Annotated in this window: 12 protein-coding genes; 9 read left to right on the top strand and 3 right to left on the bottom strand. The window is 48.0% G+C overall.

Features of this window, described 5'->3' with window-relative positions; translation table 11 throughout:
• Nucleotides 1-84 precede the first annotated feature (84 nt).
• Nucleotides 85-447, top strand: coding sequence for a hypothetical protein (locus AC4G47_RS25170; RefSeq protein WP_491103303.1), 363 nt, complete (start codon nucleotides 85-87; stop codon nucleotides 445-447).
• A gap of 77 nt (nucleotides 448-524) precedes the next feature.
• On the opposite strand, the gene AC4G47_RS25165 is transcribed toward AC4G47_RS25170, so the two are convergent.
• The 3 genes from AC4G47_RS25165 to AC4G47_RS25155 are packed head-to-tail and all read right to left on the bottom strand — an operon-like array spanning nucleotide 525 to nucleotide 4,280.
• Nucleotides 525-1,688 (bottom strand): Ger(x)C family spore germination protein, encoded by a 1,164-nt coding sequence (locus AC4G47_RS25165; protein ID WP_491103302.1) that lies wholly within the window; start codon nucleotides 1,686-1,688, stop codon nucleotides 525-527.
• Nucleotides 1,685-3,187: a spore germination protein gene (locus AC4G47_RS25160; protein WP_491103300.1), complete on the bottom strand. Its 1,503-nt coding sequence runs from the start codon at nucleotides 3,185-3,187 to the stop codon at nucleotides 1,685-1,687. The genes AC4G47_RS25165 and AC4G47_RS25160 overlap by 4 nt, the downstream gene beginning before the upstream one ends.
• Entirely contained in the window at nucleotides 3,159-4,280 is a 1,122-nt protein-coding gene (locus tag AC4G47_RS25155; RefSeq protein WP_491103299.1) for a GerAB/ArcD/ProY family transporter, read from the bottom strand. Before AC4G47_RS25155 ends, AC4G47_RS25160 begins: the two co-directional genes overlap by 29 nt.
• 277 nt (nucleotides 4,281-4,557) lie before the next feature.
• On the opposite strand from AC4G47_RS25155, the gene AC4G47_RS25150 reads away from it, so the two are divergent.
• From AC4G47_RS25150 to AC4G47_RS25115, 8 genes are all read left to right on the top strand, one after another.
• Nucleotides 4,558-6,573, top strand: coding sequence for an alpha-amylase family protein (locus tag AC4G47_RS25150; protein ID WP_491103297.1), 2,016 nt, complete (start codon nucleotides 4,558-4,560; stop codon nucleotides 6,571-6,573).
• 4 nt (nucleotides 6,574-6,577) lie between these two features.
• Nucleotides 6,578-7,531, top strand: coding sequence for an ABC transporter permease (locus AC4G47_RS25145; RefSeq protein WP_491103296.1), 954 nt, complete (start codon nucleotides 6,578-6,580; stop codon nucleotides 7,529-7,531).
• 40 nt (nucleotides 7,532-7,571) lie between these two features.
• Nucleotides 7,572-8,453, top strand: coding sequence for a carbohydrate ABC transporter permease (locus AC4G47_RS25140; protein WP_076332971.1), 882 nt, complete (start codon nucleotides 7,572-7,574; stop codon nucleotides 8,451-8,453).
• 88 nt (nucleotides 8,454-8,541) lie between these two features.
• Nucleotides 8,542-10,083 (top strand): extracellular solute-binding protein, encoded by a 1,542-nt coding sequence (locus AC4G47_RS25135; RefSeq protein ID WP_491103295.1) that lies wholly within the window; start codon nucleotides 8,542-8,544, stop codon nucleotides 10,081-10,083.
• Between the two features lie 10 nt (nucleotides 10,084-10,093).
• A complete protein-coding gene (locus AC4G47_RS25130) occupies nucleotides 10,094-12,184 on the top strand; it encodes an alpha-amylase family protein (RefSeq protein ID WP_491103294.1) in 2,091 nt (696 codons plus the stop codon).
• A gap of 54 nt (nucleotides 12,185-12,238) precedes the next feature.
• On the top strand, nucleotides 12,239-14,572 hold the full coding sequence (locus AC4G47_RS25125; RefSeq protein WP_491103293.1) for a helix-turn-helix domain-containing protein: 2,334 nt from the start codon (nucleotides 12,239-12,241) through the stop codon (nucleotides 14,570-14,572).
• Nucleotides 14,573-14,685: 113 nt separating this feature from the next.
• The gene (locus AC4G47_RS25120; RefSeq protein ID WP_458125463.1) at nucleotides 14,686-15,579 is read left to right on the top strand and encodes an NAD(P)-dependent oxidoreductase; all 894 of its coding nucleotides are present in this window, start codon (nucleotides 14,686-14,688) and stop codon (nucleotides 15,577-15,579) included.
• Between the two features lie 276 nt (nucleotides 15,580-15,855).
• The gene (locus AC4G47_RS25115) at nucleotides 15,856-16,587 is read left to right on the top strand and encodes a nuclease-related domain-containing protein (RefSeq protein WP_145146239.1); all 732 of its coding nucleotides are present in this window, start codon (nucleotides 15,856-15,858) and stop codon (nucleotides 16,585-16,587) included.
• Nucleotides 16,588-16,619 lie beyond the last annotated feature (32 nt).

Here is a 16,619-nt window from a genome sequence, read left to right as displayed (position 1 = left end):
GCTTCTTCTTGTGATAAGAATGGAGAAAATGACCCAAATAATTAAAGTTACGATCGTAACGGTATGTATGGGGTGAGAAGTTTTATGAATCTTTATACTAATAACATCTGCCGCTGGACCATTAATCTTCTGTATCCTGCCATTATCTTTGTCTTCCAGAGTTGGGGACCGATATTGGATTCATGGATTATGGCCATCTTGTTTGTCGCGCTGTTCTGCTTACTGTGGAGCGATGTAAAAGACATGTTCCTCTCGACGGGGCTGACATGGTTTGTTGCCGTCCCGTGTTGGTGGTATTGGATTGAACGTCCGAAACCATCGTTCGGTGCAGAACATTTTGCTGCACATCTATGGTTAATTGTAGTGATGTATATTATCTTCGTGCTTATTCCTCAGATGTTAATTCTGACTACTCGGTTGCGGGTGATGCAATATTATAAAAAGTGAAAGTGAATTAGAGAAACAGCATGAACCCAAAACCCCTTATCCGTCGTTTCATACGGGCAAGGGGTTTCACGTTCTTGCTATACTTTCCTTTTATATTTCCCTGTATAGGGTATGGTGAGATAGATGTTCAGATCCTGGATCGATTCTTCGGTAAGTATCATCTTGGTACCGTTGTTTGATAACTTGCGCCAGAGCTTTGGATTTTTACGATACAGTTTCTCCTGAAGGCCATAGATATCTATACCACGCTCAAGGCCATGGCGATAGGTCTGCATGATCTGCTCGCGCAACTTCACTTCACTAATCTGGATCATCTCTTCATAAGAGGTGGGTACCAGATATTCGTACAGGGCAGTTAGATATTTGGCGTCAATGTTGAACTTGACCTCTTCACCATGAATGACAGGTTTGATTTTGATCTTCGGCAATCCTACACTGAGTGCCCCATAGATTGTTCCGTCTTTCTGCACAAGCAAGGGGGCACGCCGCATGTCCTTAATTAGCCAGTGATAACCGGGAAGCTGACTGCGTGGCAGGAACTCAAAGTCAACACTTGTCCTTTCAAAAAAAGCCCCTTCGATCAGAAACAAATCATGTTTCTTCTGGTTCTCTGACCACTGGGTATTGTTCAATGCAATACTCGGCAGATACGTCGTTGTAGCCGGATCATTATGTGTTGCAATGAGCTTGAAGCTGAGCACGGGCGGATACAACGATTCTTCCATATAAGTCGGGAGCGGATTGTGAAGAATACTGTCCAGCGGAGACATATTATAGATGGACGTCGCGCTCAGAATTTTCTCCAGTGGTTCGCGGGTTCCATACACCCAGGTTGTATAACGGGATTCTGGGAACCGTCCCAGCATATCGAACACTTCCTTGATATGTTTGCTGGTTAATACGCCTTCAGCCAGTACTATAGCTGTAACGTGCCCCCAGGCGATGTGTAATTGGGCAGTACGAAATAGCTCGTTCACCGCAAGACTCATCGTTTTTCCTTCAGCATGACCGACCCAGACGGGCGGCGTATCTGCACTTTTGGTCGAGCTTTCACTTTTGGCCACACTGGCAAAATCAAGTGTTTGCACATAAATGTGGTACATACCGTCCTTGTAATCAATGCCTATCGCTTTCGCGTAGTCTACCTGTTGGATCTCAAATGCACTCCAGCAACCACTTGTCATGACACACATTGCCAGGCTTAACAAACCCAGTAATGCTCGCCGCAATAAGCGTTTCATCGTCCGCTACCTTTCTTGCGGGGCTCCTGGGTTTCGAGATACACGGGTCTGCGTTTACCGAACCCCTTCGGCAGTTTGAATAATGAAGCCACGGCCTGTTTAAAATGGAGCGGTGTTAACGGAGCCAGATATGGAATGCCAAATGATTTGAGATCGGTCAGGTAGATGAGAAACAGGATCAGGGACAGAATGAAACCATAGATGCCGAGCGATGCTCCCAGTACAAAACAGAGAAAGCGCAGGATCAGGATGGAACTTGTCATCACCTGATTCACGATCGTTGCTCCGGCAACAATGGTCAGAGCAATAACAACGATCATAAGTGGAGAGACTATACCGGCCCGGATGGCTGACTCCCCGATAATCAGACCTCCAACCACAGTCAACGTCTGACCGATTGCGCTCGGCAGGCGAACACCCGCTTCCCGGAACAGCTCCATCAGGAGCATGATGAGGAACATCTCAACGCCTGATTCCATCGGCAGTCCCATCCGTCCGACTGATATCGTTGCCACCAGGGGGAATGGAAGCTGATCCATATGATACGATGTCAGCGCAATATAGAATCCGGGCAGGAACACCGTTATCATAAAACCGAGAAAACGCAGCATTCGGCCCAAATTCACCGGAAGAAATGGAAAGCTGGCATCTTCCGGCGATTTGAGCAGAAGAAACAGATTCACCGGGCCAATAATGGCACTGGGATTGCCGTCCACAATGAGAATGAAACGCCCGTTCAGGAGACATTCTGCAGCAAAATCCGGTCTTCCCGTGTAATGAGTGAGGGGAAACAAAGTAATCATAGAAGGGGACAGTAATTCTTCTAATTCATTGGCGGTCATGATACGTTCGGTCTCAATCTTGCGTAACCGATCCTGCACATCTTCGATCAGCTCCGGGTTCGCGATATTCTTGAGATACATCAGGGCCACCTTGGTTGCAGAACGTGAACCGATCAGTTCAATGTTACAGGCCAGCTGGTTCGTACGCAGACGTGTGCGTATCAAGGCAACATTGACGGCAAGGGGTTCAATGAACCCGTCTCGCGCCCCGCGAATCGAAACTTCAGTGGTGGATTCTTCAGGGGTACGCGTGGGGATGTTCGAGATATCAATACTCCACATGGCTTGAAGGGAAGGAACACAGATTAGCATATGACCTTCAAAAACACGGAGAGACATCAGCTCGGTTCCGAATGCCGGGTCTTGCAGATCCATTCGACTCCATTGCAAACTGATGCACTTTTCGATATCGGATGTACGGACAAAATGGGTGTGCTCGTACGTTCGTTTGAGTTCCGGGAGAATAATATGATAGATCGCTTCACTGTCCACCATACCGCTGCAATAGGCTACAATGATCTGCATTGGAGATTCTCCGAGCATGTGACTATTGATGATCACATCATCAGATCCGGAAAAAAAGGTAGTCAGGTTATGCTCGTTCATCCGGAAAGGTTCAACGGCAGGATTATTCTTGGGCTGGGTTGAGATCGGCATGATCGGGAGCCTCCTTGTCCTTTTTATGGATTAATGCAGCAATGGTCAATATTACGGTAACGACTGAGACATAGGCGAGCATGACCGGGAACTGAATATGGTCCACATAATAATCCACGTAATCAATGCGCCACCATTGCATCGCCATGAAGCTCATGATGACGGTGATGATAAGAATGGCGATATATCGTATCTTCGGCCTGCGGAAATTCAGCAGATCCACGATGAGATACATGGATATAGCCACTCTTGCGAAGGAACCACTAAGCCACTGATAGATGGACAAAAAATCAACGTGCTGCAGCAGCTTGCCGATATTCACAAGTTTCCATTGCTCATAGGGACTGTTTCGTTGTTTTGCTGCTTCTTCAGGACCGAATTCCACAATGGCTCCAATGGTTGGTCCGATGGCCATACTAAGCATAAATACGCCGAGGATCAGGACATACCACCACCGAATTTTGCCTTTGACTTCATGTTGGAACAGCATTAGAATCCAGATTTCCATAAGTCCGGCAAGAGAATAGATCATGCCCCGCCAGACGGGCCCCATGCCGTTCTCCATGATCGGGAACAGTAGGCTGTAGTCTTTATATTTCATATTGGCGGACATTACAAAATAACCGAGCAGAACCACAAAAGGCAGTAGAAGACTGGAAGTCATCGCAATGGAGCGTATGCCTTTAGCCGCTGCCCATGCGGCAACCAGTGCTCCTCCACCGGCCAGAACATAGGGAGGCGTGAATTGAAGATATGTGGACACGGTCCAGTTAGTTGTCTCATATAACGTATGCGTGCCAAGCGTGAATAGCAGAATGGAGGCGGAGATTCGGAAGATCCAGGAAGGGACCGCCCCGAATTCTCGCGTAATCCAATCGGTTAATCGCTGTCCACGTACACGTCGAATAATGATGTACATCATACATAGAAACAACATGAAGAAGGGGCCTGCCGCCACGACAGATAACCATCCATCCCTGCCTGCAGCTTCAAGAATCGCTGGAACGGACAAGACATGAGAGACGAGACCAGCACTTAATAAAAGGATGGAAAAGGACAACCAGATGGTAATTTGACCTTTTTTCCGGCTCATGGGAATCCTCCTTTCCAATGAAGGAAGTTTCCGTTAGGTTGTACAGCATATAGGAAGTTGATTCCTATTTCATATTTTTTGAACCAAAAAACTCATCAAAGTAATGAACGGACAATTATTGTCTGCCATATCTGGCATGTATGCCTTCATGCTGTTCATTGGCTCCATAGAACAGACATATATTTCCTAGCCGATTTCTGCAAAAAATGTCCCTACTGTGCCTGTCATCCGAGGTATACGGTTAAAGTACATCGCAGACAAGAGGAGGACGATGCGAATGAACTGGTGGTCTTCGAACCGGCTTCGCCTGATTCAGAACAATCTCCGTGAGATTGATGCGGGGATGAACGTGGACCTGTTGATGAAAGAACTTCAGGAGTTTCATGCCAATGTGTTGATGATGAATGCGGGAGGCATCTTTGCTTTCTATCCTTCCACATTGGAGCACCAATACGTCACACCTTATCTTCATGCGGATGTGCTACAGGAAGCCATCGCCAAGGCACATGAGCTGGATATGAAGTTTGTTGCCCGTTTTGATTTCAGCAAAGCGCATGAATCGCTTTTTGAAGCACATCCGGAATGGTTCTATCGTGACCGTGAAGGACAAGAAGTGAATTATTTTGGGATTGTGCATACGTGTCTGAACGGTGCATATCAGCAGGAAAAATCGCTCGAAACCATCACGGAAGTATTGGAGAAGTATCCGGTGGATGGCATTTTCTTCAATATGTTTGGTTATCAGCACTGGGATTACAGCGGTAACTATTATGGTCCTTGTTACTGTGACAATTGTCAGCGTCGTTTCAAAGAGATCTGCGAGAGTGAGCTACTGGACTATACAGGCTCTGAGCATGAGCTGCATGCAGCGTATCTTCAATTTCAGGAGTTCACTTCCAGAGAGATTCTCAGCAAAATCCATGACTTGGTCAAATCCCGCTGGCCTCATGTGGCAATCAGCACCTACCATCCTCACCAGGTCGATATCATTCGAAAGGAATCCAACACATCACTTACTCGTGCCTTGCCTTTATGGCAGTACTCTGCTTCTGAAAATGTAGCTTCTGTCGTACAGAGTTGGGATAACAAGTTGATCAGCAATTGCAGCATCAATGCCATCGACCTGACCTACCGGTTCACAGGTGTTTCTCCATATGAGACTGAAGTGCGGTTACTTCAGAATATGGCGAACGGATCAGGGCTGGACTTCTGTATCATTGGGGCATTTGAGGGATATCCGGATCGAAGGAACTTTGCCGTGGCACAGCGTATCTTCCGCTATCATGCAGACCATGAACATATCTATGGACATCTCGCTTCCATGGCAGAAGTCATTTTGATCAAACCGTCAGCGGCTGGGGCGGGAATCGAATATCTTGGACTTTTCAAAATGTTAAAAGAAGCCCATATACTGTTTGATGTCATCGTGGAAGAACAGATTGCAGCCATGGCGCATAAACTCGCCGCAGTGAAAGTAGTCATCTTGCCCGGGTTGCAACGTCCTGAACCACAAACTTTAGAAGCATTGAAAGAAGTGCAAAGTCAGGGAGTAGCGCTGCTTGCTACAGGCAATGCCTTCAAGAATGATGCGGAATGTTTGCAGGAATGGTTTGGGGCTGTCCATTCAGGGGATGTAGATATGCTGCCTGCCGCCTACTTGCATGTTGGTGACAACGATCTCTTTCCCAGTCTAAAGGATCGGGAATGGATTACGGTCAGCGGCGGTTTTTCGCGAATACAGTTCAATCCGTCGGATACGGAGCGATATATGCCTTATATCGAACCAGCCTCTTTCGGTCCACCGGAGCGGGCCTATGGTCATCAGATGGGAGAGAGTTACGGATTGGGGATCACCCAATATGTAGATCGTGGGGCAGGCATCTATTACGGTTGGAATCCAGGTGCGTTGTATTACAAACACGGTTTCGAAGATCACAAACATGCAGTGACGGATATACTCGAACGTTTCATTGGAGAACGCTCATTGAGAACAGACCTTCCAGCCAGTGTGGAGCTGTTCCTGAACCGGATGGAAGATGGCAACATGTTGGTTCAGCTATTGAACTTGTCCGGGTTCAATGGCACGACATATATGGAAGCGTTACCGCTATACGACCTTGCAATTGAACTTAACAACATCGGCGCATCCATACATGCGTACTCCCTGTGTTCGTCCAAGGCTGTTCCCATCAGGCAAGAGGGAAATGTAACAAGGATTAGCCTCCCTATGTTGGCACGGTATGAGGCCATTGTAATTGACATGGATCATGCCTCGAAGAGAGAGGTGACGTAGATCGATGAACACCCAGCTAAAGTCGATAAACCGCTCAAGTGGCAAGTTGGAATCCGGCAGTCTGCTATCGCGCATGTACAAACACCGGATGATTTATGTACTTATACTACCGGGGCTGTTGTACTTCTTATTATTCAAAGTCGTTCCCCTCTGGGGACTACTTCTCGCCTTTCAGGATTACAATCCATTCCTTGGATTTACGAGCAGTGAATGGGTGGGATTTAAGCATTTCAATGAACTGTTTGGCAGTTCCAACTTCTATATCATGCTGCGCAATACACTCGCCATCAATCTGATCGCGCTGGTGTTCCATTTCCCACTGCCGATCCTGATGGCGCTAATGCTGAATGAAATCCGGCACGAGACGTTCAAACGCATCAATCAATCCATTGTATATTTGCCGCATTTTCTATCATGGGTCGTTGTAGCCAGCATGACGTTTTTCCTGCTCTCCACCGACGTTGGTATTGTGAACAAACTGATTGCGCAGAGTGGGAAAGATACGATCTCATTTTTATCCGAACCGAATTATTTCTGGGGTCTGCTTACCGCACAGAGCATGTGGAAGGAAGCGGGCTGGGGGACGATCATTTTCCTTGCTGCGATGGCGGGGGTCGATCCTCAGCGTTACGAAGCTGCGGTTGTGGATGGCGCCGGACGTTTCCGGCAGATCTGGCATATTACCTTGCCGGCCATCCGGCCAACGATTATCATCTTGCTCATTCTGCGCCTTGGAAGCATGGCAGATACCGGATTTGAACAGATTCTGCTGATGATGAACCCCTTGGTGCGCTCGGTAGGGGAGGTATTCGATACGTATTCCTACACGTATGGCATTTTGCAAGGCAAGATCAGCATCGGAGTAACCGTAGGGCTGTTCAAAGGGCTGGTCGGATTGTTCCTGATTGTGGCTGCCAACAAAATTGTGAAAAGACTTGGACATGAGGGAATCTATTAACCCGGAGGGTCGTTGTTCTTTTTGGACAGGAGGATAAGAAATGAGCTTTGTTGTGCAGAAAAAAGGTCTGACACTCTTTGACTGGATCAATTACAGCCTGGTTGCCTTGATCTCGCTAGCCTGCATTTTCCCGTTTCTGTACGTGTTCAGCGTATCATTTACCGATCCAAAAGTGTATGTGCCGCTGAAGTTTTATCTTTTTCCGGAAAAATGGTCGCTGGAGTCGTATCGTTACATTTTATCAACGAATAGCTTCCTGAACGCTTTCAAAAGCACGTTGTTTATTACGGTGGTTGGCACCATACTGAATATTATCGTATCCTTCACAATGGCCTATGGTTTAACGAAGAAGTCGTTGCCCGGTCATAAGTGGATCATGGGGCTGGTCATTTTCACCTTGGTGTTCAGTGCCGGCATTATTCCCAACTACCTGCTTGTTAAGGAATTGGGGCTGTTGAACTCATATTGGTCCATGATTCTGCCTGGACTGACGAATGCATGGAGCCTGATTGTGATTAAAAGCTTTCTGGAATCGCTGCCCTCCGAGTTGGAGGATGCTGCACAGATTGACGGATGCAGTGACCTAACGGCCTTCATCCGCATCATAATCCCGTTATCGATGCCAGCCATCGCAACGTTTACGCTGTTCTTCGCGGTGGGACACTGGAACGCCTATTTCAATGCACTCATCTATCTATCCGATTCCAGTAAGTGGACACTTCAGCTGCTCATCAAAACTCTTGTAATCGATTCGAATTCGGTCGCCGTGGCTCAGGCGGGAGCCAGTGACGAAAGTGTTGTGCCGCAGGAGACGATTCGAATGGCCTCCATCGTACTGGCGATGGTACCGATCCTGATTGTGTATCCATTTTTGCAAAAGCATTTTGCCAAAGGAGTCATGATTGGTTCGGTCAAAGGGTGACGCTTGCTGCTTAAGTTTATAAGTAGAAATGTTCATTAGGTTGATTTGCAAACGCTTACTAAAGGGATCTTAAGGGAGGATAACAACAATGAACAAGCTCAATAAACGATGGACGACATGGCTCTGCATTCTATTGGCGGTTTCCATGCTTGCCGGGTGCAGCGGGAGCAGTGGATCGGGAGAAGCCAATAATCCAGGTACAGGGGAATCTGGGGGAGATCAGACGCTGAATATCAAGATGTTTGCAGGCTTATACAATGAGATTCCCGATATGGACAATGAATATTGGACCGAATGGGAGAAACGTACCAACGCCAAGTTGGACATCGAATGGGTACCGTCGGGAGATCTGGATACGAAGCTGGATCTGCTGCTTGCGTCGGGTGATCTGCCCGAAGTGGTGGCCTACCAGAATCAGATTCGTCCAACTCTGATTACGGCCATTCAGAATGGTGCGTTCTGGGATTTGACGCCGTTCCTTGGAGATCTCAGCGAATATCCGAATCTCAAAGAGAATTTGGCTCCCGATGCCCTGAAGTATCTGACGGTGGATGGAGGAATCTATGCGGTTCCGCGTTCCCGCTCTCGTATTGACGGCGGACTGAAGATTCGGGAGGACTGGCTGAAGAAGCTAAACCTGCCGATTCCCAAGACATTCGAAGAGTATAGGGAAGTCTTGAAAAAGATCGTGGATAGTGATATGGACGGCAACGGGAATAAGGATACCGTCGGCTTATTGTTCATCAACAATCCACCAGCAATGTTCCAGGCGGGATTCGGAGCTTATAATCCTACCTATGATAATGATGGCGGATTGATGAGCCCAGGCTTAACACCTCAGTATATCGAGATGATTGAGTGGTTCCGTGAACTATATGCGGATGGATTGTTATCGAAGGAGTATGCCGTCATGAAAGAGAGCCAGGCTGAGGAACTCTTCAAGACCAATCGGGCCGCTTCCTATGGACGTCCAATCTGGTGGGATCACGAATGGGAGCAGGCCATGAAGAAATCGGGCCAACCGGATGCGAAGATTCTGAATCTGTCCCTGACGGGTCCTCATGGAGATGCGGCAGTCGGACTGGAAACCGGGGTAGCTGGTGGATTCTACATTTCGAAAAAGGTGCCGGAAGAAAAGGTGAAGCAGCTTCTGAAGTATTTTGACATGACGGCTTCTCAGGAGATGACGGATTTCTCTTACTATGGAATTGAAGGTGTTCATTATACGGAACAGGACGGTCAGAAGGTTCTGACGGAACAGGGAGTTAAGGAAGTGAATACGACCAGTAAAGGTGCGGGTGTGCTCGCTTACGCCAAATGGGGTAAGGTGATCAGTGCTTCTGGTGACAAGGCTTATAATGATGCCAAAATCAAGGAAGTCGAAAACTTTGATGAGATAGGCAAGATTGATTTCTATCGAGTCATCACTTCAGAAGCATGGAGAGAAACGTGGCCTAAATACGCAGATGAATACAGTTCCATGCTAACCCGGACGATTGTTGGTCAAACCAGTGTGGAACAGCTCAGAGCCTATGTAGACCAATTGAATAATCAACCTGACATCAAGCAGGCGTACCAGGAGATGGCCAAAGCGTACGATCAATTCAATCAACCTACAATAACGGAATAGAGGAGAAGCGATGAAGAGCCCAATAACCGAGCAGGAACATCGTCCTTGGTGGCAGCAGCCGCTACGCATCATCCAGCCCAATATGCAGGTCAAGGATACGGCAAAGATTAATCCCGAAAAGCTTGCGGATCAGATCATGGAGATGGGCGCCAATGCGATGGTGTTCAATACCGCTGGGATTTATGCCTGGTATTCATCCCAAGTGAAATTTCATGTGCATAATGACTATTTGCCTCATGACAGTGATCTGCTGCGGGAGTTGATCGACAGTTGTCATCAGCGGGGAATTCGATTTATCGCCCGCTTTGATTTCAGCAAAGCAGAGGACTCCGTCTATCTGCAGCGGCCCCAATGGTTTGCACGTAAGGAAGGAGGGCAACCGGATATTATTGGGGCTACACGCCCGGGTGCTTGGCCGCTTCTCATGTCGACCTGCATTAACGGGGGTTATCGGAACGAGGAATTGGCTGTTCCAGTCATTCGGGAGGCGCTGGAACGTTATGAGATTGACGGTGTTTTCTTTAACGCCCCCGGATATGTCTTCTGCCAATGCTCCAAATGTCAGGAGAAATACAAAGGTCTATATGGTGCGGATCTGCCTGGAACGTCTGCCGAACTCGAGCCTGATTTTGCTTCACGTTGCTTCGATGATAATCTGGGACGGATGTATCAGGAGATCAAGGAGATCCGACCTGAAGTACCAATGATTCTGTATTATAATCTGCACCGGGATCATCTGGAGAACAGGGTTTCCATTACGGATATGCTCTGCACGGAGCCACAGGATGTCCTGTCATTGGGACATACGCGCATACCGGAATTCTGGCAGCCCGCGCTCAGTATCAAAGTAGGGCGCTCCGTTCCTGGACGTCCGGATCCCTTCGGCATCATTCATTCCTGTCCGGGGATGGACTGGCGCCACACGGGGCTTCCACCAGCCGAGTATCGGTTCTGGCTCTCACAGATCCCGGCCAATGGAGGCCAACTCTGGCACTCCCTGACCGGAATTCCGGATACGATTACGGATAAGCGGATCTTGCGTACGGTGAGGGAAGTCAACACGGATGCCTCAAAACTTGCTACTTATATGGACGGTGCACAGCCGGTATGTCAGGTAGCTTTACTATGGAATGCAGACCGTTCTGCGGAAGGTCTGGCTGAAGCGCTGATTCATAAGCAAATCCCGTTTGATATAATTCTGCCGGAACAGTTGGCAAATGTGGACCTGCATCGGTTCCAGGTCATTCTTTTGCCTGAAGGATGCACATATCCGCCTGATTTTGTAAGTTCGCTGCATGAATACGTGAGTCAGGGAGGGGCTGTGCTTGCAGAAGGACAGTTGCCCATGGAAGAAATGCAGACCAGGTCCCTTTTGGCTGATCTGTTCGGTATTACCGGGGAAATGCAGGAGAGCGAGTATTTATTCGCTTCTTACTTGCGCTTCGAATCTTCGGCATCTGTAGGCAAAGACACATCTAAAGGTACGAACCCATTGCAGCGTGAATTGGAAGAAACCGAACTTATCCCCCATCGCGGAAAGGTAATGTACTGCCAACCGATCGATACAGACGTACAGGTGTTGGCAACATTGGTGCCTCCATTTTCTCCCTTGGAAAGTGTGGGCGCACCTCCTGAACGGGCTTCACTGGCTGTGAAGCAGACGGATCTTCCGCTAGCGCTGCTTCGTACACTTGGAGGAGGGAAAGCGTGTTATTTCCCCTTTTCGCTTAGCAATCTAATCCAGGAATTTAAGCTGGAGGAACATTTCAGACTCTTCGCTAACGCCGTAGACCTTCTGCTGGATGGAAAGGCACTGGTATCCGTGACAGCCATTCCGGGACTACAATTGGCGGTTTTTCGCAAAGATGACGAGCTGCTTCTTCATCTGGTCAACGGAGCAGGGCGCAGACCATTGTCTTCCGTCCTACCGCTTCACGATATTGAGATTACGGTGGGCTCTGGTGAGGGGAGTCCGGCAGGAGAAGCGGAAGCCTTAATTACCGGAAATCTTCTGAAGACGGAATGGATTGAAGGTGAATTGAAAATAAACGTTCCCCGACTGGATGTTTGGGAGTGTATCCGCATACCGCTCTTGATATAATGAACCCTAATAGTTGATGGGAATGAGCATAAGGAAGCACACGGGGGTGATTCCATGAGACGTATCATGCATACCGTCCAATCCATATTGGATCGCTGGTTCGCAACGAATGGGTATTTGAAAAGGCTGATCTGGCTGGGCTGCATGTCGGTGGTCATTCCGGTGGTGCTTGCCGGAAGTGCGTATTATCATTTCTCCATGATCAAGTTGACCGGTCAGTTTCAGGATAACAACATGGCCTCTCTTAATTTGCTCAAAGACCGGGTCGAGAACATTCTGACCAATATTGAGCATGAATCGATGCAGCTCGCCAGCGGTCCCTTGATGCGTAATGCACTGGGGAATGCCAATTATGAGAGCGATTACTTTCTGCATCTGGATCTGCTGGAGTTGTTTCAACTTCACAAAAACACCAATAATTTGATTGAAGAAATGATCTATTTTGATACCAGGACGGATATGGTTTTATCCCACTATTATGGATTGGTCCCGTTGGTAGATTACCGAGAGAAGCAGGATATGAAGATCGCGCTTGAAGGAAGCCAAGGGGCAGGATGGATGTATCTGCCTGGGTCCGGAGAGGCGGGTTATATCTCCTATGTCAGACAACTGCCGATCATGGGTCAGGGGCCACCGAGTGGTGTGATCATTCTGCAGATGAAAGAACAGGCATTGCGAAGTCTGCTACGAAGTTATTCCGTTAGTCTGGAAGATCAGTCCCTGGCGATCTTGAATTCAGATCAACGAATTATTTTGCATACAGACGGACCCCAGGCAATTGGTAAAGTTGCGTCTGATGATGCCATATTACAGCAGATTGCGTATCAGGAGGGCAGGGAAAGGTCGGGGCATGACGTACTGAAGGGGGCTCAGGGCAAGGAACTTGTGGCCTATGTGGAAGCGTCAATGGGAAGGACCTATGTGTCACAGTTACCCGAGCGGGAGATGATTGCCCAGTTGAACTGGATTCGCGTATTAATCCTGATCTGTGTGTCCATCTTTGTGTTCGTTGGATTACTGCTTACCTGGTTCAGCTCACGGCTCGCCTATAATCCAATTCAACAGTTGTTGCGTTACGGAGAACACCTACGTAGAAATGGGCAGGAGTCAGCTCCCCAAGGAAACGAAATTGAATACATCAGGTCTTCACTTAGTTATCTCAACGACCAGACGGAGAAGCTTAACCGTTATATTGAGGGCATACAACCTGATTTGCGTGATCGTTTCTTTCAGAAGCTCTTGCAATTCAGTGGTTCATGGAGAGGCACTCCGTTTGCTGAGGAATGCGCCAGACACGATGTTTCAACTGAAGGACAGTACATTGTGCTGGTGGTGAAAGTAGAGAATCTGGTGAAGAAGAAACGTTTTTTACCAAGTGAAGGTCCCGTCATTGTTTTCGCTTTGAAAAATGTAATGGATGAACTGCTCGGTCAGAATGATGATCTTAGAGGATACGTGGTGGATAAAAATGATAGTGACTCCGTAGCGATATTACACTTTGATGCAACGATGTCTTCTGGTGATATACGACTGAGGGTATGTCGTTATGCAGAGGATATTCATGACGCACTGAATCAGTACCTCTCCTTCTCTGCTACGGTTGGGGTGGGCCGTTCAGTTCAACTTGAAACTGTAGCAGAGTCGTTCAGGGAAGCACAGCTGGCGCTGCAATACCGATTATTTGACGATGCGGAGAATGTCCTGTTTTACGAAGATATTGTAGCGATTGAGCGAAATCCGGTGTTTATGTATCCACGAGAGATGGAGACGGAGATGATGGAGTCATTATGGAATGGCACCCTTTCTGAAGCTGAAGATGTACTTCACAGGTTTTCCAAAAGGGTCCGTGGTTCCGAATCGTATACGATCATGATCCAGGGCTACCACATGCTCTTGTCGGCCATTATTCAATATATGGAAACCAAAGGACCAGGCATGCTTGAACGGCTGGGTGGGAATCTGTTCGATCAGTTGCAGGAAAATCAGACGTCACGAGAGATGCACGATTGGTTTATTGGTGTGTTGTTTCCGCTATGCATAGAGATCAGTCAAGATCTCCGTACACATTCATCCCGTCATATTGTGCAGCGTGTATGCGAGCACCTTAACCTTCAGCCTGAAGGTGTCCAATCCCTCTCGGATTGTGCGGAACTCGTGAACGTTAGCCCATCCTATCTGAGCAGGCTCTTCAAGAAGGAGATGGGAGTATCCTTTATCGAATATCTGATGAATATGAAAGTGCAAAAAGCAAAACAACTGCTAAAGGACACCGATTGTACCATTACAGAAATTGCGGAAAAGGTAGGCTATTCTGAACGTAATTTGAACCGTGCGTTTCAACGTTTCGTTCAAATGTCCCCGAACCAATACCGTATGTCAGTTCGCTAGATTTGGAGACAAAAGATAGACGGCGGGGTACGAAAGCTTTAACATACAGATATAGCTATCTATCTCAGAACAAGCACCTTACGAAACTTAGAGAAATAGGGAGGAAACCTGCGATGACAAATACAACGAAGGCACCTGGAGAGACGAAAGTTGGCTTTATTGGTACAGGCGTGATGGGGAAAAGCATGGCTGGGCACATCCAGCAAGCGGGATATCCGCTGCATGTCTACACGCGAACCGCTGCCAAAGCGGAAGCGTTGGTGAAGGAAGGTGCCGTATGGCATGACACACCAGGCAAACTGGCTGCCGCGTGTGATGTCATCATCACGATGGTGGGGTATCCGAAAGATGTAGAGGAAATTTATCTCGGTGAGGATGGTCTCGTAGCCAATGCCAAACCAGGTTCATATCTGATTGATATGACGACATCCAGTCCGCTACTGGCTGCACGAATCTTTGAAGCTGCTGAAGCCAAAGGACTGCATGCACTGGATGCGCCTGTGTCGGGCGGTGATATCGGAGCGCAGAACGCCAAGCTGTCCATTATGGTTGGGGGTAGTTCGGAGGCTTTTGATGCCGTGCGTCCGCTGTTTGAGCAGATGGGCACCAACATTGTGCTGCAAGGCAAGGCAGGAGCCGGGCAGCATACCAAAATGTGCAACCAGATTGCCATTGCCTCTGGCATGATGGGCGTATGCGAAGCACTTGCCTATGCCAAGACGTCTGGTTTGGACGCGGAGAACGTGCTGAAGAGCATTGCTACCGGTGCAGCCGGAAGCTGGTCGCTCAGCAATCTCGGTCCGCGCATGATCGCAGGCGATTATGAGCCTGGATTCTATGTGAAACATTTTATCAAAGACATGGGCATTGCACTGGAGTCTGCAAAAGCGATGGGCATGAAAACGCCTGGGCTGGCTCTGGCCGAATCCCTGTATCAGGAAATAGCGAATAATGGTCTGGATGAGAAAGGTACACAGGTACTCTACACCTATTATCTTCAGGCTTAACATCCAAGAGAACAGCAGCGTATTCTTTTTCTATTCAGGAAAGGTTGCGCTGTTTTTTTTCAATTTTGAGGTTTGTTTATGCGTCTAAAGTCATGGAATTGGTTAAATGTTCATATGTATTTTGCATAATGAAGAGATTTTGGTCACCTTCCCTTTATTTTTCCCCCTCTTTATCCGACATAAGTAATAGAAGTTTACATAATGAATGTGTCAAAGGATGTTATTCTCCTGTAACGGTCACCCTTAACCCACACTACAATAGAACGGAGCTTGCCCATGTTCAAGAAAATCCTGTCTCTGTTCAAGACACAGCCAGAGCTTGCGAACCAGATTACAGCCTCCGCTTCAGCGTTACCATCGACGACAACCATTCCCCCGCGTATGGTCCGTAGTAAGCGCAAGAAAAAAGCGGAAGGGGATTGGACACGCCAGCCGGAGGAGCCTAGTACAGCAGATCAGCTGATTGGTCTCCCAAGTGAATATAAAGTGCTGAACGACTTACTTGTTACCAATCCAAAGTCACGCTCCGGTTATTCGCAGATTGATCATGTCGTGATCGGTCCGCGAGCAATCTTCGTCATCGAAACCCGGAATCTGACGACAGGTGAGATCCGCGGCGGCCGAAGAGAAGCCAATTGGTCGGTCAGCAGCAGCCGGGTCAAAATGTACAATCCGCTCATGCAGCATCGTGCCCATGTTGAAGCCATTCATGCACACCTCGGAGATTACAAAAGAGTACGCCTTGTCTCCATGGTGACCTTCACGAACCGTTGCCGTATCAGTGTTGATCCTGCTGTGAGGTATGTGAATTCGGATGAATTGATCATCTACGACCATGAATTGGTAGAGACCATTCAGCGCAAGACGGAACGACTTGAGACTGAAGTTCCCGAGACTGTCTTTCAAGAGAAGGATATTCAGGCGATCTACGCTCTGCTCTCATCGGTCAATTCCACGGACCCTCAGATTCGATCAGAACACATGGAGAAGGCCAAAGGTATCAAATAATCTTGCTTCACGAACACTGTTGTCCTTATGGG

This window comes from Paenibacillus sp. Negev47, assembly GCF_058313655.1.
This window is presented reverse-complemented; position numbering and strand designations above follow the sequence as displayed.